The sequence below is a fragment of the Ochrobactrum teleogrylli genome (assembly GCF_006376685.1).
Classification (GTDB): domain Bacteria; phylum Pseudomonadota; class Alphaproteobacteria; order Rhizobiales; family Rhizobiaceae; genus Brucella; species Brucella teleogrylli.
This window is the reverse complement of record NZ_VEWL01000001.1, coordinates 1-19,380: the sequence shown is the minus strand read 5'-3', so window position 1 is coordinate 19,380 and position 19,380 is coordinate 1. Positions and strand designations below refer to the sequence as shown.

Below are 19,380 nucleotides of genomic sequence, written 5' to 3'. Positions count from 1 at the left end.
ACTTAAATTCGTTTGGCTGGGAGCTTCAGGCTCGTATAGGTGAAGACCAGCGACAGGATATAAAGCGCGCCGAAGACAAGATTGAGGCCCGCAATCCAGTCATTGCCGCCAGCGGCATGCCTGAGCAGCAGCCAGACAAACAAAGCCTTGGCTGCCGTCATGATAACGAGGCTGAGCGTCCGCAGGCCCGACTGGCCGCGCGCATAGAGAAGCTCGGTCTGGTATTCGATCAGATTGCGGAACCCCGGCACCAGCAGAACCAGCGGCAGCAGGCTGACAATGGCTGCGACATTGGCACCGAGCGCATTGGGAAACACCCAGAGGAAGATCGCAAGCGCCGCAAGCCCGCCCGTTGAGACGGCAAACACCGCCGCTTCCAGTCCGGCGCGCAGACGCAGGCTCGACAGCATGTCGGGCTTGCGCATCAGCTTTTGCACCAGCATCATGTTGAAGGAGCGTACCGGCAGCGCCGTCAGATCGACCAGCCGCATGACGATGGCATAAAGCCCGGCTATTTGCGGCCCGCCAACACTCAGCACCAGCAACTTGTCCAGCTCGCTTTGCACATAAAAAAGCAGTTCCGCTCCGGCGACCGCAACCGAATCCGCGATGCGGCGCATATAGAGTTTTGGCCGGAAACGGATTTTCCGTCGCGGATAGAAGCAGATTGACACGGCAAGCGCCGCGGCATTGGCCGCAAGATACCACCATGCCCAGTGGGCGACATCATGGACCGTCGCCATCCAGGTGAACAGCACCGCCGCAACCGCGCGCGTGACCGTGCCGAAAATGACGAGGCTTGCCGAAATGCCGAAACGGTTGAGGCCGTTATTGACGATGATGATGACTTCCGCCGACCGCCAGAACAAGGCTTCCGCCGCGATGATAATGGCGAAAGGCAAAAGCGTGATATCCCGGCTGAAGAAGACCAGATAGACGAGCCAGGAGCAGAGCGCGAAGAGCGGCAGCGATCCCACCACCGCCATGAGATAACCGGCGCTATAGGTGCCGAGAAGATGCGGCTTGACGGTTGCGATGCGATAAAGCGGCGAGGTAAAGCCCAGTGAAACAATGCGGGACAGCATGACGCCCGTGCCCGATGCGGTTGCGAAAATGCCGAAATCGCCGGTCGGCAGCGTATTGGCAAGCGCGATGAAATAGACCAGCGAAACCACGAGCCGCCCGACCGAACCAGAGACGAGCGACAGATAATCCCTGAACAGGCCGGACTTGAGACCAGATTTCAGGCGATCCATTTTTTGAAATGCTTTCGCTATCACCAACGAACCTTTGTCTGCGTCGCATCGCTCATGATCTGGCATGTTTCACGGGCCGAAGCGAAAAGCCAGCGCAAAACCCGGCATACGATATTGAATGGTTAACCGGTTGCATTTTCCATCGGGAGAATTGCAATAACATTAACCAATTTTTTCCCGTAGGCACTTACAGTCTCAACCCAAACGGGTTTTCAGAGTTCGGATATTTCAGGCAATGAGCAGCGATGATAAGCGTCATAAAGAGGGGAGCGGGAAACCCCTTCTCTCATTCTCCGACGCGCCAGCTGCCGTAAGCCGGACATCGAACGCTCCGACGCCACGCCAGGCACCTCCCCAAACACCCCCGTGGACTCCCCCCGCTTCGAAAGAGGAGCGCGAGGATTTCACCCGCACGCACGATCTCAACCCGGAGCGGCTGACCGAGGAGGAACTCGAAGCCTTGCAGGAACGGCTTGCGGCCATCGAGACCGAGCTTGACCGCAAGCTGGTCGAGCGCCAGCGGCGCAAGCGGGTCGCGCGCGAAAGCGAGCCGCCGCTTGCTGATGAAACAAACCATCACGAACCGGAGGCCGCGACCCCACCCGCCACCACGCAACCCGCCCCACAGGCCGGAAACGTTGATTCCGGCGATGGCTGGCGTCCGCTGATCGACCCTTATGCGGCAATCGACGTCATCAAGGGATCGCGCAAGCTACTGCTTGTCACCACCGTTCTCGGCGGCATTGCCGGTGTGCTGATCGCACTTTCCATGCCGACCATGTATGTGGCGACGACCGATATTCTGGTCGATCCGCGCAACATCAAGACGGTGGGCACCGAACTGACCCCCGGCCAGTTGCCCACCGACGCCTCGCTGGCGGTGGCGGAAAGCCAGGCGCGTATCATCGGTTCCAGCAGCGTGCTTTTGAAGGTGATCGACCAGACCAAGCTGACTGAAGACCCGGAATTTAACGGGACGCTGGTGCCAACCGGCGTGGCCGGTTTCTTCGCGCAGATCCGCGACATGCTGTCCACTAAGAAGACAAGCGACGGTCAGGCGCTGGAAACGCGGGTTCTCTACAATCTCTACAAGGCGATGACCATCGCTCGCGATGCCAAGACCTTCATCTATTCGATTTCGGTCAAAACCCGCGATGCGCAAAAATCGGCCTCACTGGCCAATACGATCAGCACGGTGTTTCAGAACGAGCTTGCCTCGATGCAATCCGATGCGACGCGCCGCACATCGGAAGAATTATCCACCCGGCTGGCCAGCCTGCGCGCAAGCGTCGAGCAGGCGGAAACAGCGGCTGCCGATTTCCGCGCCGCGCATGATCTCGTGGATGTTGACGGCAAGCTGATCAGCGATAGCGATTTGAGCTACCTCAACCAGCAGCTTTCCAACCAGCGCGCCGAAACGATGCGGTTGCAGGCCCGCACGCAGGTGATGAACAGCGCCACATCGGACAATGTGGTGGCCGGTACATTGCCGGAAGAGTTGCGTTCCAACACACTGACCACTTTGCGCGCGCAATATGCGCAGGCAAGACAGGCGGCCAACGGCATGTCCTCGCAATTGGGGCCGCGCCATCCGCAATTGATACAGGCGCAATCGCAGGCAGGCGCAATCCTCGGCGATATCGACGCCGAACTGCGCCGCGTGCGTTCCTCGCTTCAGGTCGAGGTGCAACGTTCGGTTCAGCAGGAGAAGGAATTGTCGGCTCGTCTGGCGCAGTTGAAAGCCCAACAGGCCAATAATAATGGCGATCTGGTCAAGCTGCGCGAACTGGAGCGGGAAGCGGCAGCGCGGCGCTCCGTCTATGAAGCCTTCCTCCTGCGCTCGCGCGAAACTGGCGAACAGGAAGGCCTCAACACGGTCAATATCCGTGTGCTTTCGGAAGCGCGTCCGCCGCTCGATCCTTCGGGAAAATCGCGCAAGCTGGTGGTGATTGCAGGATTGATCGCCGGTCTTCTGGCGGGGCTTGCCATCACAGCCGTCCGCAATTTCGGACGGCTGCTGCGGCTTTCAAGATAGTCTCAGGCGGCGCGCGGCACCTTGCGGCCACTTGCCCGCAGAACGCCGTGGGCACCGTCGAGGTGGCCGGGCTTCAGTTCAAGCGCCAGAAAACGACGCTTTTCATAAGGGCCGGGCATGGCCAGTTCGCCGGTCTTTTCTGCCGTGAAGCCGAAACGCTCGTAATATTCCGGATCCCCCACCAGCAGGATCGCGCCATGGCCAAGCGTGCTTGCTTCGGCAATCGCATGACGCATCAGGGCCGAACCCATGCCGCAACCGGCAGCCGACGGATCCACAGCCAGCGGCCCAAGCAGCAGCGCGGCAACCGGAAAGCCGAAGGCGTCGATGCCAGCCTGCACATTCCACAGGCGAACGGTGCCAGAAAGAGCGCCATCGGCGCTTTCGGCAGCAAAGGCCAGCCCTGCGGCGGGAAGACGACCGCGACGCAGCTTTTCCGAAGACTTTCTGCGACGGCCTTCGCCCATGGCACGGTCGAGCAGCGCCTCGCGCGCCAGCACATGCTCTACCGTCTCGCCCGCTATCGCAAAAGCAGGCGCAGCAACGGGGGCAAAGCCCGGCACGAAGCCAGCGGCATCATTGTCCTGAAAATCGTGAATTGCATTCATCACATCTATCCCCGCAAAGCGGCAGCAGCACACCCTGTCCAGTGCCTTGCGGCACCAGACAGATTGAGAGGATCCTCAGGGTTAAACCTGAAAGATCAGATGACGTAGGATCGGAGCGGTTCGAAGCCGTTGAACGCCACCGCCGAATAGGTGGTGGTGTAAGCACCCGTGCCTTCGATGAGGATTTCGTCACCGATGGTCAGCGAGACCGGCAGCGGATACGGCGTCTTTTCGTAAAGAACATCCGCACTGTCGCAGGTCGGGCCAGCCAGTACGCAAGGCTCGGTTTCGCTACCGTCATGCGGGGTCACGATCTGATAGCGGATCGCCTCGTCCATGGTTTCGGCCAGACCGCCGAACTTGCCAATGTCGAGATAGACCCAGCGCACATTGTCGTTGTCCGCCTTGCGGGAGACCAGAACCACTTCGGTCTTGATCACGCCTGCATTGCCGACCATGCCGCGGCCCGGTTCGATGATGGTTTCCGGGATGCGGTTGCCGAAATGCTTGGACAGCGCGTCGAAGATCGCCATGCCGTAAGCCTGAGCGGTCGGCACGTCCTTGAGGTAACGGGTCGGGAAACCGCCGCCCATATTGACCATGCGCAACACGATGCCTTCATCGGCAAGGGTGCGGAACACCGATGCCGCATCGCCAAGCGCGCGGTCCCAGGCGGAAAGGTCCGTCTGCTGCGAGCCGACATGGAACGACACGCCATAAGCGTCGAGACCGAACACCTTGGCATGACGCAGCACGTCCACGGCCATTGCAGGCACGCAGCCGAACTTGCGCGACAGCGGCCATTCGGCGCCTTCACCGTCGGTCAGAACGCGGCAGAACACGCGGCTGCCGGGAGCGGCGCGCGCAACCTTCTCGACTTCCTCCACGCAATCGACCGCGTAGAGACGGATGCCCAGCTCGAAAGCGCGCGCAATATCGCGCTCTTTCTTGATGGTGTTGCCGTAGGAAATACGGTTCGGCGTTGCGCCGGCTTCCAGCGCCATCTCAATCTCGGCAACCGAAGCGGTATCGAAGCAGGAACCGAGCGAAGCGAGCAGGCGCAGGATTTCCGGCGCAGGATTGGCCTTCACCGCATAGAAAATGCGGGAATAGGGCAATGCCTTCTCAAAGCTCTGATAGTTCTCGCGGACAACATCGGTGTCGACGACGAGGCAGGGACCGTCCGGACGACGGGTGTTGAGGAAATCAATAATGCGCTGTGTAGCCATGGTCGTTCTCCTGCGGCGACCCTAACCGGGCCGTTTTTGGTGCGCAATCGCGAAAAGTTGCTGCCTTTTCTGACAAACGCGCATAAAAACAAATACTTAGACCATCGACCCACCCCCAAGGGGCAGGCAATTCTCTAAGAGACAAAGGTGCATGAGACCCTCGCCGCGAAGTCAGCCTTTGGAGGCGCTGATATCACACGAAAGAGCATGCGGCGTTGGAACAACGCTAGATCCGCGTTATTCCGCTTTGTCTGCCTTGGATTGGAATTGGAGAACCGCATCCGCACTACCGGCAATGAAGGTGTGCCTCTTCAGTAATTTCGGCTTTTGGACAGCCGAAAGACACCAGAAAGGCCCGCACCGTCGTTGCTTCAAGATGTCCTCGATCTGGCGGTTGGCCAACAGATCGACTGGAGCGGTTAGGTCCAGGTACCGTACCGAATTCCTCACCATTCGAGGATCGGCGGACACCCACAGGCACGTGCGACTTTGGGCAAGGGCGATATAAGCGCAAAGCCGTGACCATTCAATGACAAATCTTTGTCGAAACGAATTTATTTTTCGACCTTTTTGGAGGCAAAGCGCGCTTGCCATTGTTCAGTAAGAGTGAAACATTCCATCGGAAATTTTCACTTTCTATTCAGCATAACGGCAGATTCCTGCCCCTAATGGTGAACAATGACCACCTTCGATCCTTTCAATGCGATCATCGCAAAGCCCGAAAATCCCCTTCCCCACGCGGAAAATGGACCGCTTTTCGGCGAGCGGCTGGCGGTCAAGGACATCTATGATCTGGCTGGAATGGTCACCGGATGCGGCAATCCGCAGATTCTGGCCGAATCACCCCCCGCTCAAAAATCCGCGCCCGTGGTCGAAAAGCTGCTTGGCGCTGGTGCCGAAGTCATCGGCAAGGCCCAGACGGACGAGCTTGCCTTTTCGCTGATGGGGCAGAATTCGCATTATCCCCATCCCATCAATCCTGCCGCGCCGGACCGCGTGACGGGCGGGTCGTCGTCGGGCTCCGCGGCGGCAGTCGCAGGCGGGATCGCCGATATTGCGCTCGGCTCCGATACGGGCGGGTCGATCCGCGCGCCTGCCAGTTTCTGTGGCCTTGTTGGCCTGCGCACCACCCACGGCCGCATCCCGCTTGAAGGCATCATGCCGCTCGCACCGTCACTCGATACGATCGGCTGGTTTGCACGCGACGTCTCGCTTTATGAAAAGGTGGGCGCGGTCCTGCTGGGTGAAGACGAACAGTCGTTTCAGCTGACCCAGCTTCTCTATATGCCGGTTCTGGAGCAGCTTCTGCTCGGACAGGCGGAAACCGACGCCTATCGCGCCATGTTCGGGGCAATTCGCCCGCATTTTTCGGGCCTTAAGGCGGCGAGCCAGCCAACCCTGTCCATCGACGAACTTTATCTCGCCTTCCGGCAGATACAGGGCGCCGAAGCCTGGGCAAGCCACGGCGCATGGATATCCTCCGGCGAACGCCAGCTCGGCCCGGGTGTCGTTGATCGCTTTACCTATGGATCGCAGATGACGCCCGATATCGTGGCCCAACAGCGGACGAGGCGCGCGCGTTTCACACAGGAGCTTGAGGCGATCATCGGCGATCATGCCGTGCTTGCTTTGCCCACGGTCCCCGGAGCGGCACCGCTCGCAAACGAACCTTTCGAGGCCTTGCAGGCCTATCGTGAGCAGGCATTGCGCTTGCTTTGTCTTTCGGTGCTTTCGGGCCTGCCGCAAATCACATTACCACTTGGGCCGCTGGGCGAAGTGCACGGCGCGCCCTTCGGCATATCTCTCATCGGGCCACGTGGCAGCGACCGGGCGCTGATCGCGCTTGGCAAAACCATTCTTGAAACGCGGGGCTAAAACAGATGGACACGCTGACACGTATGCGCGCCTTTATCGACGTGGTGGAGGCGGAAGGGTTTTCTGCCGCAGCGCGAAAAATCGGGCGCTCCAAAGCCCTTTTGTCCAAATATGTGCGCGAGCTGGAAGACGAGCTGGGCGCACGCCTTCTCAACCGCACCACGCGCCAGTTTTCGCTGACCGAGGCGGGGCACACCTATTACCACCGGGCGGTGGAAATCATCCGCGAAATCGACGCGCTTCAGGATGCCGTCAGTGAAACCAGCTCCGACGCCCGCGGGCGCATAAAACTGTCCGCGCCGCGCACCTTTGCCGATGCGGTGATCGGCCAGTCGCTAATTGATTTCTGCCTTGCGCATCCTGAAATCGTGCTCGACGTGCGGCTGGACGACCGCTTTGTCGATCTGGTCGAGGAAGGTTTCGACCTCGCGATCCGCATCACGCGCTTGCAGGATTCTTCCCTCATCGCGAAGAGGCTTTCGCCTTTCCATTCCATCCTGTGCGGTGCACCGGCGCTGATCGCCCGCGTCGGCAAGCCCGAACGACCGGAAGACCTGACCGACAGGCCCTGCATCATCGACACCAATGCCCGCTCACGCAACAACTGGCACTTTCGCAACACGGATGGCTCGATGATGACCGTGCCGGTCAATGGCCCCATCGAGGTCAACAGCCCGGTCGCCACCAAAAACGCCGCTCTGGCGGGGCTCGGCTTCTGTTCGCTGCCCGCCTTCATCGCCGAAGAAGAAATCGAGCGCGGCAGGCTGGTCGCCTGTCTCGACGAATTTATCGTGCGGGACGGCGGCATCTATGCGGTCTATCCGCATCGGCGCTATCTGCCGGCGAAAATCCGCGCGCTTGTGGATTTTCTTACGCAATGGTTCAAGGAACGGGAGCAAGGCGGAGCCGCGAAAAGCCCGACTTCATAAAACTATCGGCGTTTTGGGCTATGTGTCCCACTTTCGCCGTCTTCGGCTTCGAGCATTAGGTAGTACTTACGGAAAGACTATATGCAGGTTTCGTCATCGCGGTTCAAAGCCCGGTTCGCCCGGACCACCACAGCGGCCCTTCTGGCTGCTGGCCTCGTGCCGACGGCGGCGCTTGCCCACCCGCATGTCTTTGCCGAAGCGCGTCTGGAACTCACCATTGCGCCGGACGGCACGGTTCAGCAGCTCGCCCATGTCTGGCGCTTCGACGATGTGTTTTCGTCAACCGTGCTGATGGAATTCGACAAGAATGGCGATCTCAAGCTCGACCATAAAGAGCTGATCGATCTCGGCCATGTCATCAATGAATCCATTGCAGAGTTCAAATATTTCCAGACCGTTCAGGAGGATGGCAAGGATGTCGCGATGGTGAGACCCAACGATCTTGCCGCGACCTTTACCGACAACCGCCTGCTGATCGTCTTCACCAGCAAGCCCGCCAAGCCGCTCAAGCTGCAGCCCGGCCACAAGGTGAGTTTCGGCGTCTATGACCCGACATTCTATACCGCGATTGACTATGTGGACGACAAGGAACTTGTGGTGAAGGGTTTGCCGCAGGGCTGCAAATCGACCGTCGTGCGCCCCGATCCCGATCAGGCCATCGCGCAAAATCAGGCAACGCTGACCGAGGCCTTCTTCAACGATCCGGCGGGTACCGACATGTCGAAGATTTTCGCCACCCGCCTTGAAATCGACTGCGCCGCGAAAGGATAGACGAGCCGATGAAGAAAACGGCAACGCTCATACTCACTTTTGGTCTGACGATCCTCGCCGCGCAGGCGCTTGCGCAATCGTCGCTGGGCATCGGTGCGAATGAAGTGGCCATGACGCCGACCGGACCGTTCGCGCATATCATTCTCTGGATGAACGAGCAGCAGCGCGCATTCTATCTGGCCATGACCACCGCGCTGAAAGCCATGCGCGAAGACCCGTGGCAGGCGTCCATCCTCATCGCTCTTTCCTTCATCTATGGCATATTTCATGCCGCCGGTCCCGGCCACGGCAAGGCGGTGATCTCCTCCTATATGATCGCCAATGAAACAGCGCTGCGGCGCGGCATTTTCCTGTCTTTCATCTCGTCGCTGTTGCAGGCCATTATGGCGATTGTCGTTGTTGGCCTCGCATGGCTCGTGCTGCGCGGCACCGGCATTTCTATGAACCAGACGGCGCGCTATATGGAGATTGCCAGCTTCGCGCTGGTCCTGTTCTTCGGCCTGTGGCTTCTGGCCCGCAAGCTGCCGCTTCTGTTCCGCAAACCCAAAAACGCAGCACCGCTTTTTGCGAGTGCACCGCAACCGGCCATGGCAAGCGGCCCGGCATGGCAGGGCAGCATTTCGCAGGCCACGCGCGCGGCAGCAGGCGGCAGCACGGTCAAGCTCAACTACAAGCCAGCCGCAGCGGCGGCGACTGCGACGGACCACGCCTTCATCGGGGATAGCGATGTCTGCGCCGCCTGTGGCAATGCCCATATCGCCGATCCCTCGACACTTGGCGACGACTTCAACTGGACAACGGCCTGGTCGGCGATTTTTTCGGTCGGTCTTCGCCCCTGTTCCGGGGCCCTGATCGTGCTGACCTTCGCGCTGCTCAACGGCCTGATGCTGGGCGGATTACTCTCCGTTTTCGCCATGGCCTTCGGCACGTTTCTCACCGTGGCTTTTCTCGCCACACTGGCGGTCACAGCCAAGAATGTCGCCCTGCGTTTTGCGGGCAGCAACGCCATGTCCGGGCGATTGAAGGCAGCAATCGAGGTCTGCGCCGCCCTTTTCATCGCGCTTACCGGCGCGTTGCTGCTGAGCGCCGCCTTGGCCGGCTAAATGTGGTTCGCTTGCTGCGGCTGAATCGACCTGTCGCGTCGGCGAAATTAAATCCGATAAGGGTGGTTTTGCACGTATTCCCCCAGAAAAGGCCGCTATAAATATCGGAAAATTATACCGTATTGCCGATTTCTCTAAAATAATATTCTAATATTACTATCGGATCGGCTCTCTCGGAAACCATTCAAATGAACCGTTTCGATGGCTATTCATTTCAAGAGGAAGTTCCTCAACATTAATTCATTTCAACGTGTATGCCCTCATTTTTCATAATCCTCCTGTCAATCAAAACAGAAGGGATTCTTGGTTATGAAAACGAACGGGCAGCGCATTTTCTCTGCAGTCATCGCTCTGGGAATGCTCGGCGCAACAACGGGCGTTTCCTTCGCCCAATCGGCGGCAAGCGAGGCAACAGCACCGGCTGGCACCTACAAGCTTGATCCGACACATGCAGCCTTGCTGTGGTCCCTGAGGCATAACCAGATTTCCAACTATACCGCCCGCTTCAACAAGTTCGAGGCTACGTTGAAGCTCGACCCGGCCAAAATCGAAAATTCCTCGATCGAAGTGACCATCGATCCCACTTCCGTCGCCACTGCCTATCCGGCGGACTACAAGGCCACGCATGCCTCTTCCGGTTATGCAACCTGGGACGAAGATGTCAGCCGCTCGCCCAACTTCCTGAACAGTGACGCCCACCCGACAATCACCTTCAAGTCCACCAAGGTTACGTCGACCGGCGCAACAACGGCTGACGTCACAGGCGACCTCACGTTTCTGGGGGTGACGAAGCCCGTCACACTGAAGGCGACGCTCCAAGGCGCAATCGACAGCCATCCCTATGAAGGCGTGCCTGCGGTCGGATTTGCCGCTGAAGGCACTTTCAACCGCACCGAATTCGGTCAGCCGCTTGGCCCGGTCGGCCCGGAAATCACCATTCGTTTCGATGGGGAGTTCATTCAGGAAGCGAGCTGACGCGCGCTTGACTGAAACCCACCGGCTGCGCCTCCTCCCAAGCCGGGCCGGTGGGCTTGCGACATTTCAATCACGAAGTTTTTGCCCGGTGTCGCAATGACGGCATCTGGGCCCTGACCCGTCAGGATGATCATGAACACTCATCCCCGCTCAACGTCCTCCCGCTACAGCGCGACTGCCATTCTGTTGCATTGGGCGATTGCCATTCTCGTCATTTCCATGATCCCGATGGGCTGGTGGATGGTGAGGGCCATCAACAAGCCGGACACGCAGCAGCTCGCCTATCAGCTGTTCCAGCTGCATAAATCCATCGGCTTCGCCATTCTGGCCCTGACCCTGCTTCGCGTGATCTGGCGTCTGACCCACCCGGTTCCGGCACTGCCATCGGACATGAAGGACTGGGAACGCGTGCTGGCGCGCGCAACCCACATTGCCTTTTATGCACTGCTGCTGGCCATTCCACTGACCGGCTGGGTCTATGTCTCGACCGGCTGGGCGATCAGCACGGATCGCCCGCTGATGGTATCGACCTCGTGGTTCGGTCTGTTCGACGTTCCACCAATTCCAGCCATGGACGGCATGCGCAATGTTGCCTTCGGTGCCATGGGCGCCCATGCTTATATGGCCTATGGGGGTGCCGCTCTCATTGTCCTGCATGTTGCCGCCGCGCTGAAACACCAGCTGATCGACCGCGACGGCGTGCTGGCCCAGATGCTGCCTTTCCTGCGCGCGAAAGATCATGGGGACACGGCGCTTCCCGGAAGGGCGATGTTGCCAAGCGGCCTAGGGATCGCCTTCATCGTCATGATCGGGCTTGCGGGTTTTACCATGCATCTGCCCACCACCCCTCCGCCAGCACAGCTGACCGTCGCAGAAGCGACGCCGGTGGCGGCCTCCCCAGCCGCAGAAGCCACAACGGCAGACGCCAATGCCACCAGCTGGGCTATTGATCCGGCTGTATCGGCCATCCGCTTCACCGGCACCCATGCAGGCAAGGACTTCGCCGGGCATTTCAGCGAGTGGACCGGCAATATTCGCTTCGATCCCGACAATCTTGCCGGATCGAAAGCCGTGATCACAGTCAATACCGGCTCGGCCACAACCGGCGATGCCACGCAGGAAAGTTCGCTCAAGAATGGGGAATGGTTCAATCCCCGGCGCTTTCCAGAAGCGCATTTCGAAACCAAGAACTTCCGCTCGCTCGGTGGCGAGCGCTATGAAGCCGACGCTATCCTGACGATCAAGAACAAGGCCGTGCCGGTCGTTCTGCCCTTTACCTACAAACCGGAAGGTAACATCGCCACCGTGGACGGCAATATCGAGCTTGATCGCGCAGCGCTTAATCTCGGGATGTTTTCCGATCCGGCTGCGGAATGGGTGTCCAAGACGATTGCCGTCACGATCAATGTCACGGCAGCAAAAAGCTGATGCCGAAAACAAAAATCCCGGCACTTGTGCCGGGATTTTCTGTCTGTCTATGCAAACTGCCTATTCTGGCCGAAACTGGTCCGGAGCAGCAGCCTCAAAGGCCGGTAGCTCTCCGCAAGCCTTTGCCACTGCCGCAATACGCGGAAGGTTCTCCCATTCGACGCCCCAACGGCTTGCATTGTAAAGCTGGGGAACCAGCACACAATCGGCCATGCCCGGCGCTTCACCATAACAGAAGCGACCTTCAAAACCCCGATGGTCGAGCAGCTTTTCGAAAGCAGCCAGACCACGAGCAATATTATCCTTGTTCCACGCTGCGCGGGCTTCCTTGCCACCAATGGCTTCGACCTGCGCCAAGACCCGAAGGTTGGAAACCGGATGGATTTCGCAGGCGACTGCCTCGGCCAATGCGCGGACATGCGCCCTGCCCGCTGCATCGCGCGGCAGCAGGGCCGGGTCTGGCCGCGTCTCTTCCAGATATTCGATGATCGCCAGCGACTGCACCAGCACCAGCCCGTCAATTTTCAGAACGGGCACAAGACCCTGCGGATGCAGCGCCAGATGCTCGGGCGAAAACTGCGCACCCGCAGTGAGGTCTACCGGCACCCGATCATAGGCGATCCCCTTCAAGGCCAGCGCGAGACGAACGCGATAGGCCGAAGACGAGCGCCAGTAATCATATAAAGTCACCGTCATGGCTGTGCCGGAAGAATCTGGCCGACGCAGGGTCCAAAACCGATGCGATAGCCATCGCCTCTGGCTTCTGCGAACAAGGCAATCTCGTCGCCGTCCTCGATGAAGGTGCGGCTTTCGCCATTCACCGTAACCGGTTTCTTGCCGTTCTGCGTCATTTCCAGAAGCGCGCCGGTCTGTTCAAGGCTCGGCCCGGAAATCGTGCCGGAACCAAGCAGATCGCCAACCCGCATCGGGCAGCCGGTTTCGGTATGGTGTGCCAGTTGCTGCGCGCTCGAATAATACATGACATTGTAATTTGTCTCTGCCATGCGTTGGCCGTTCATGGTCCAGCCGATGGCGAGATCGTACAATCCCGGCCGGTCTTCCTGCAGATAAGGCAGAAGCGGATTGACGCGCTCCGGGCCTGCGCTGCGGAACGGCTCAAGTGCGGCCTGCGTCACAACCCATGCACCAATGGTCGTCCCCAGAGCCTTTGACTGGAAAGGCCCCAGCGGCTGATATTCCCAAGCCTGGATATCGCGGGCGGACCAGTCATTGAGCAGCACATAGCCGAAGATCATGTCCTCCGCCTGCTCGACGCTAACGCGTTCGCCCATCGTGCTGTCGATGCCGACGATCGCGCCCAACTCCAGTTCCAGATCGAGCTTTTTACAGCGGTCCCATACCGGCCCCTGTTCGCCTTTGGTCTGTCCCATGGGGCGGCGGATCGGCGTGCCCGTCACCACCACAGAGGAGGCGCGGCCATTATACCCGATCGGCATATGGGTCCATTGCGGCGGCAAAGCGTTTTCCGGCCCGCGAAACAGCACGCCCACGTTGAAGGCATGATTTTTCGATGCGTAGAAATCCGTAAATTCCGTCACGCGGATCGGCAGATGTAACCGCGCATCGGCCATTGGCATCAAGGGCAGGCTGGTGTCGCCGCCTTCACGCAAAAGCTCCGTCAGCGCTACCCGCACCTCGTCCCATCTGGCGCGGCCCAACGCCATGAAGCCATTGAGCTGCGGCTGGGCGAAAGTGCCATCGGCATCGATGAGGCCCGCCGCTTCGCATTTATCGAGATCGAGTATCATATCGCCAATGGCAACGCCGCAACGCGGTGCATCACCGTCGACCGAAAACACACCATAGGGCAGATTGTTCAGGGGAAAGGGGCAATCTGCATGATTGGCGCTCTCCACCCAGGACCGGATCAAAGCCAATGTCCATCTCCTCATTTCAAAATCATCGTCTTCGAGTGCCCGGAATTGGAAACCGAAGCACCCGATGCATCGCGCTTCACTTCACGCCGGGCGTGCCGTCGAACTTCTTTTCGAGATGGTCCCAGACCTCGATGTATTCTTCCTGCATGGGGGCCTCGTGCGCGGCGAATTCTGTCAGATGCTGCGGGAAGCGGGTCTCGAACATGAAGCTCATCGTATTGTCGAGCTTTTCCGGGCGCAGTTCCGCATTCGACGCGCCTTCAAATGCGTCGCGGTCCGGCCCGTGCGGCAACATGCAATTGTGCAGGCTGATGCCGCCCGGCGCGAAGCCCTGCGGCTTGGCATCGTAGACGCCATAAATATTGCCCATAAGCTCGGACATGATGTTCTTGTGATACCATGGCGGGCGGAATGAATGTTCCGCCACCAGCCAGCGTTCGCGAAACAGCACGAAGTCGATATTGGCCGTGCCTTCCTGACCCGACGGTGCTGTCAGTACTGTGAAGATCGACGGATCGGGATGGTCGAACAGAATCGCCCCGACCGGAGAATAGGTGCGCAGGTCATATTTATAGGCGCAGTAATTGCCATGCCACGCCACAACGTCGAGCGGCGAATGGTCGATCCATGTCTCGTGGAACTGGCCGCACCATTTGATGACAACACGCGAGCGCGCCTGTTTGTCTTCATAGGCTGCAACCGGCGATTTGAAATCGCGCGGGTTGGCAAGGCAGTTGGCGCCGATAGGACCACGGCCCGGCATATCGAATTTCTGGCCATAATTCTCGCAGACGAAACCGCGGCATGGCCCCTCAAGCACCTCGACGCGATAGACAAGACCGCGCGGGATAATGGCGATTTCCTTGGGCTCAAGATCGATGATACCAAGCTCCGTGCAGAAACGCAGACGACCTTCCTGCGGTACGATCAGCAATTCACTGTCGGCGGAGTAAAAATATTCGTCCTCCATCGAGCGGGTGATCAGATAGACATGGCTTGCCATGCCGATCTGGATGTTCACATCGCCCGCCGTGGTCATGGTGCGCATGCCGGTGATCCATGTCAGGTCTTCGTCCGACCCCGGCAACGGGATGGGGTCCCAGCGATACTGGCCAAGACTGGTGATATTGCGCCGCTGCGGATCGCCGACCGGCAGATTGGGCGCAGTTTTCCAGTACGGCACGTCGATCAGCTTGAAACGGCCCGTATGATGAACGGACGGGCGAATGCGATAGCACCAGGTCCGCTCGTTCTGACCGCGGGGCGCGGTGAAAGCGGTGCCGGACAGCTGCTCGGCATAAAGCCCGTAATTGCATTTCTGCGGTGAATTCTGGCCTTGCGGCAATGCGCCCGGCAGCGCTTCGGTTTCAAAGTCGTTGCCGAAACCGGGCATGTAGCCCTCCACGGTTCCGGTCGTTACCGATGCGCGGACCATGCCCTGCGGGATCGCTTGAATGGTCATGATTATTCCTCCCGGCAAATTCGTTGCACTAACAACGATAATAACGTTGCGAATGCAACGAAGTCAACGCTTCTTGTGCAGAGCTTGTTTTTCCGTTGTATTTGCAATGAAACTCTGCTCCTTTCCTGCAAAAAGGAGACGTGCATGGCGTTCGAACTCGACAGTTTCCTGCCCTATCAGCTGAGTGTCGTGGCACAGCGGATCAGCGAGCGGTTTTCAAGACGCTACGCCGCCGAGGCAGGGCTGACCATTCCCGAATGGCGCGTGCTGGCGCATCTCTATCGTAGCGGCGAAGTCAGCATTCGCGACATCAACACCCGCGTCAATCTCGACAAGTCGATTGTCAGCCGGGCTGCAACGCGTTTGGAAAGTGCTGGCCTGCTGCACAAGTCGGATAACAATATCGACCGCAGATTGATTGTACTCGCCCTCACCCCCAAGGGGGAAGAGCTGATGCATCGCCTTGGCAAGATCGCCGACGAATTTCAGGCGGAGATCCTGAAAGAGCTGGGCCCGGACGCCGGGCATTTTCTCGACGGGCTCGCGCGCCTCTCCGGCGCACACCCCGCGCGATAGGGTTCGTCTTATTCTGCCGCAGTCACCTGCCTTACGGCGTTGTGCAGCGCGGCAATGCCGGTTTCCAGCGCCTGCCTGTCCCGCTCGGACATGGCGCCCAATATGGCATTGGCCCTGGCATCGACCTCGCCAAAGACTTGTTGAAACAGGGCCTGTCCCGCATTCGTGATGGCATAGTGCCGCAAACGCCGGTCTTCTTCGGATACGGCGCGGACAATCAGACCTTTTGCCTCAAGCCGACTGGCGGCGCGGCTGACCTGCACCTTGTCGAGCGATGTGCGCTGGGCTAGCTGCACCGAATCGATGGACCCTGCCTCCGCAAGCAGAAACAAGAAACGCCATTCTTCTCGCATCAGCCCATATTTATGGCCATAGACTGCAACGAGTTGCCGGGAAAATGCTTCCGCGACAATCGCAAGCCGATAGGGAAAGAACGTTTCCATACGCATTACATGCCCCTCACAAAGTCTTTGCATTTCAAACAGTTTCACGGAATGGACGAACAATTTCAAAGGCTTTTTCACAAACACGGCCCATCCGAAGATCGTAAAGATTGCGGCCCACGGAACACCTCAAACATCGACTGCTCCCCAGACGGTTCACACCACTATTAAACGTTGCCCGCCGCTACTGCGGTCTGCATACCTTCTAAAAAAGCCACTCCAGTTCATTGCATATGTAACGTTGCTATTGCAATGAACTTGACATCGTTGCAAATGATACGATTATAGGGAGCCGGTATCGAGGAACCGGCTTTTAAAATTCTGTGCAGCGGAGGAGCACCCATGAGCACATCAGCACCGGCGGGGACAGTGGACGCCGCGCAGACGCAAAAATCGTCGATACGACTTCTTTTCGCGGCCAGCACCGGCACGATCATCGAGTGGTATGATTTCGCGGTTTTCGCCTTTTGCGCCGCGCTTGTTTTCAACACCGCATTTTTTCCGGCTGTCGATCCGATCACCGGATTGATCGCAGCCCTGTCCACCCAGGCCGTGGGGTTCATTGCCCGCCCGGCGGGTGGCTGGTTCTTCGGCGTTCTGGGTGACAGGATCGGCCGCAAACAGGCGCTCGTCATCAGCCTATTCCTGATGGGCGGCGCGACGGTCGCAATGGGCCTGCTCCCAACCTACCAGCAGATCGGTGTGTTTGCACCGCTCCTGCTTCTTCTCATGCGCCTGCTGCAAGGCTTTGCCATTGGTGGTGAATCCACTGGCGCACTGGTGCTGATTGCGGAAAGCCTTCCAGCCAAACAACGTGGGCTTTGGACCGGCTTTCCGATGATCGGCGGACCGGCTGGCAATGTGATCGCCACAGCCGTTATCGGTGCCGTCATCGGTCATTTCGGATCGGAAGCCTTTATCGAATGGGCATGGCGTATCCCATTCATTGCTTCCATCCTGTTGATCGGTCTTGGCCTTTGGGTCCGTCGCAAGGTCGAAGAATCGCCCGCCTTCGTCCAACTTCAGGAACAGAAGACCGAGCCGGTCAAAGCCCCGTTGCGCGAAGCAATTTCGACCCAGGGCGGAAACATGCTCCGCGTCCTGTTCGTCAAGGCTGGCGAAAGCGCGCTGTTCTACCTCTTCTCCACATTCTTCATCGTATTGGCCACTGTGTTTCTCAAGGTGCCACGTGAGGCAGCACTTGGCGCACTATTCATCGGCTCGATTGCCGAAGTCGCGGTCATCCTCGCCGCTGGCGCGACCGCTGACCGGATCGGACGCCGGGCAGTCACGCTGGTGGGGCTCGTCGGCGGTATCGGCGCTGGCTTCTGGCTTTTCAGCCTGCCTCCCGGCGCAGACACTGCAACGCTTACATGGGCAACGGTACTGACGCTCTCTTTCCACGGCATTATCGTGGGCGGCATGTCGGCCTATTTTACCGAACTCTTCCCTGCACGTGTTCGCTATACAGCTATGTCGACATCCTATTCGGTCGCCACAGTCCTCGGCGGAGCGCTCGCCCCCATTATTGGCACATGGTTGCTCGAAATACTCGGTACACCCTTCGCGGTTGCGGTCTATGCAACACTGATGGCCATTCCAGCGATCTATGTGATGATCACCACACCTGAAACCAAAGGCCGGGATCTTGTGAACTGAAACTGTTTCTGTTTCTAACGAAAAGCCGCCTGAAGATGCGGCTTTTTTTGTTGCACTGATTTTGTCGGTCCCCACCCTGCCAGCGAAAACCCTGTCATCATTCACATTATTAGACAGTGATAAGCTGTTCGATAAAGCAACGCGGCATCTTAATGCATGTTGAGGTATCGACGATCTGTTAGGCTGCACGACTTTTAGAACGCGCTTCCCTGGTCGCAATCTGCCCTCCCCTTCCTTTATTCACCCTTAGAACGCGGAAAGCCCCGCATTGTTTTTGCGGGGCTTTTGTGATGATTTGGTTGCGTTGGCAGGATTGCCCCGTTGGTCGGGGAATTGACTCGCTGGATCAATTTTTTCCTGCTCACCGTTCAGGTTCTGATCCGAGGAAGGAGGGGCGAGTGCGGTGTGGTAAGCGAAGCTTTCCGGCAGCGATATCTGATAGGGAAGTGATTTAGGAAGTTCGGTTGCGGGGGCAGGATTTGAACCTGCGGCCTTCAGGTTATGAGCCTGACGAGCTACCGGGCTGCTCCACCCCGCGTTATTAAGTGCAGACCTCAATGGCCCGGGAGCGAAGTCAGGCGTAGCCTGATGAGGTGAGGCCGTTAAAAAATCGATTGAGTATCGATTTTAGGCCGAACGGGCTGCTCCGAGCCTGTCTCACTTATTTGTTGTAGTCGGTATTTTTGGCGATTATCGCATGTTTGGAGTGTTTTGTATGATTTGAGAAGATGTTTTGATTTGTGTGCTTGGCAGACCTGGCAGCGACCTACTCTCCCGCATCTTAAGATGAAGTACCATTGGCGCTGGAGCGTTTCACGGCCGAGTTCGGAATGGGATCGGGTGCAGCCGCTCCGCCATAACCACCAGGTCGGCGAAGAACACAAATTGAGAAGCTGGTTTAGGGCAGTAAGGCAGTAGGGGAATAGGGCAGTATGTTTAGGCTGCGCTTGTCCTATGCCTTGGTGCTTTGTCTTTCTGTGCAGGCGATGGTTAAGGGTTTTGGGCAACATATTGCCTTATTGCCCTACTGCCATATTGCCTTCATCCTCGAACGTTGTTCGATGGATATTGTAAATGGGAGTGATCAAGTCGATCGAGCTATTAGTACCGGTAAGCTGCATGCGTTGCCGCAC

The 19,380-nt window shown here is 58.4% G+C and carries 17 protein-coding genes, 1 tRNA gene and 1 rRNA gene; 10 read left to right on the top strand and 9 right to left on the bottom strand.

The features are described 5' to 3' along the window. Positions 1-2 precede the first annotated feature (2 nt). Positions 3-1,280, bottom strand: coding sequence for a lipopolysaccharide biosynthesis protein (locus tag FIC94_RS00095; RefSeq protein ID WP_140023499.1), 1,278 nt, complete (start codon positions 1,278-1,280; stop codon positions 3-5). 211 nt (positions 1,281-1,491) lie between these two features. Between FIC94_RS00095 and FIC94_RS00090 the strand changes: the two genes are divergently transcribed. Next, the gene (locus FIC94_RS00090) at positions 1,492-3,291 is read left to right on the top strand and encodes a GumC family protein (protein WP_140023498.1); all 1,800 of its coding nucleotides are present in this window, start codon (positions 1,492-1,494) and stop codon (positions 3,289-3,291) included. Between the two features lie 2 nt (positions 3,292-3,293). Here FIC94_RS00090 and FIC94_RS00085 read toward each other — a convergent pair whose 3' ends face one another. Together FIC94_RS00085 and odc2 are read right to left on the bottom strand one after the other, a co-directional pair. Continuing rightward, a complete protein-coding gene (locus FIC94_RS00085; protein ID WP_140023497.1) occupies positions 3,294-3,899 on the bottom strand; it encodes a GNAT family N-acetyltransferase in 606 nt (201 codons plus the stop codon). A gap of 95 nt (positions 3,900-3,994) precedes the next feature. Next, entirely contained in the window at positions 3,995-5,128 is a 1,134-nt protein-coding gene (gene odc2 / locus FIC94_RS00080) for an ornithine/lysine decarboxylase (RefSeq protein ID WP_109367749.1), read from the bottom strand. A 678-nt stretch (positions 5,129-5,806) separates the two neighbouring features. Between odc2 and FIC94_RS00075 the strand changes: the two genes are divergently transcribed. From FIC94_RS00075 to FIC94_RS00050, 6 genes are all read left to right on the top strand, one after another. Next, positions 5,807-7,003, top strand: coding sequence for an amidase (locus FIC94_RS00075; RefSeq protein WP_140023496.1), 1,197 nt, complete (start codon positions 5,807-5,809; stop codon positions 7,001-7,003). A 5-nt stretch (positions 7,004-7,008) separates the two neighbouring features. Next, positions 7,009-7,932 (top strand): LysR family transcriptional regulator, encoded by a 924-nt coding sequence (locus FIC94_RS00070; RefSeq protein ID WP_109367752.1) that lies wholly within the window; start codon positions 7,009-7,011, stop codon positions 7,930-7,932. An 81-nt stretch (positions 7,933-8,013) separates the two neighbouring features. Next, positions 8,014-8,703 (top strand): DUF1007 family protein, encoded by a 690-nt coding sequence (locus FIC94_RS00065; protein ID WP_140023495.1) that lies wholly within the window; start codon positions 8,014-8,016, stop codon positions 8,701-8,703. An 8-nt stretch (positions 8,704-8,711) separates the two neighbouring features. Continuing rightward, positions 8,712-9,806 (top strand): nickel/cobalt transporter, encoded by a 1,095-nt coding sequence (locus FIC94_RS00060; protein WP_140023494.1) that lies wholly within the window; start codon positions 8,712-8,714, stop codon positions 9,804-9,806. Between the two features lie 309 nt (positions 9,807-10,115). Next, complete coding sequence (locus FIC94_RS00055; RefSeq protein ID WP_140023493.1) at positions 10,116-10,781, top strand: YceI family protein; 666 nt, start codon at positions 10,116-10,118, stop codon at positions 10,779-10,781. A gap of 132 nt (positions 10,782-10,913) precedes the next feature. Next, positions 10,914-12,209 carry a cytochrome b/b6 domain-containing protein gene (locus tag FIC94_RS00050; protein ID WP_235891925.1) on the top strand — a complete coding sequence of 432 codons (1,296 nt, stop codon included), beginning with the start codon at positions 10,914-10,916 and terminating at the stop codon, positions 12,207-12,209. A 60-nt stretch (positions 12,210-12,269) separates the two neighbouring features. Here FIC94_RS00050 and maiA read toward each other — a convergent pair whose 3' ends face one another. From maiA to hmgA, 3 genes are all read right to left on the bottom strand, one after another. Next, on the bottom strand, positions 12,270-12,905 hold the full coding sequence (gene maiA, locus FIC94_RS00045; protein WP_140023491.1) for a maleylacetoacetate isomerase: 636 nt from the start codon (positions 12,903-12,905) through the stop codon (positions 12,270-12,272). Beyond that, entirely contained in the window at positions 12,902-14,122 is a 1,221-nt protein-coding gene (fahA, locus tag FIC94_RS00040) for a fumarylacetoacetase (RefSeq protein WP_109367758.1), read from the bottom strand. Before fahA ends, maiA begins: the two co-directional genes overlap by 4 nt. A gap of 61 nt (positions 14,123-14,183) precedes the next feature. Further along, positions 14,184-15,569 carry a homogentisate 1,2-dioxygenase gene (hmgA, locus tag FIC94_RS00035; protein WP_140023490.1) on the bottom strand — a complete coding sequence of 462 codons (1,386 nt, stop codon included), beginning with the start codon at positions 15,567-15,569 and terminating at the stop codon, positions 14,184-14,186. Between the two features lie 144 nt (positions 15,570-15,713). On the opposite strand from hmgA, the gene FIC94_RS00030 reads away from it, so the two are divergent. Next, positions 15,714-16,145, top strand: a complete 432-nt coding sequence (locus FIC94_RS00030) for a MarR family winged helix-turn-helix transcriptional regulator (protein WP_140023489.1) — start codon at positions 15,714-15,716, stop codon at positions 16,143-16,145. 8 nt (positions 16,146-16,153) lie between these two features. Here FIC94_RS00030 and FIC94_RS00025 read toward each other — a convergent pair whose 3' ends face one another. Next, on the bottom strand, positions 16,154-16,594 hold the full coding sequence (locus tag FIC94_RS00025) for a MarR family winged helix-turn-helix transcriptional regulator (RefSeq protein ID WP_140023488.1): 441 nt from the start codon (positions 16,592-16,594) through the stop codon (positions 16,154-16,156). Positions 16,595-16,930: 336 nt separating this feature from the next. On the opposite strand from FIC94_RS00025, the gene FIC94_RS00020 reads away from it, so the two are divergent. Continuing rightward, positions 16,931-18,247 carry an MFS transporter gene (locus tag FIC94_RS00020; RefSeq protein ID WP_140023487.1) on the top strand — a complete coding sequence of 439 codons (1,317 nt, stop codon included), beginning with the start codon at positions 16,931-16,933 and terminating at the stop codon, positions 18,245-18,247. A gap of 464 nt (positions 18,248-18,711) precedes the next feature. Here the strand turns inward: FIC94_RS00020 and FIC94_RS00015 are convergent. Then, positions 18,712-18,785, bottom strand: a tRNA-Met gene (locus FIC94_RS00015). Between the two features lie 215 nt (positions 18,786-19,000). Then, positions 19,001-19,115, bottom strand: a 5S ribosomal RNA gene (gene rrf / locus FIC94_RS00010). A gap of 64 nt (positions 19,116-19,179) precedes the next feature. Here rrf and FIC94_RS22545 point away from each other — a divergent pair. Next, the coding region (locus FIC94_RS22545; RefSeq protein WP_210237284.1) for a hypothetical protein at positions 19,180-19,380 on the top strand (201 nt) is incomplete at its 3' end.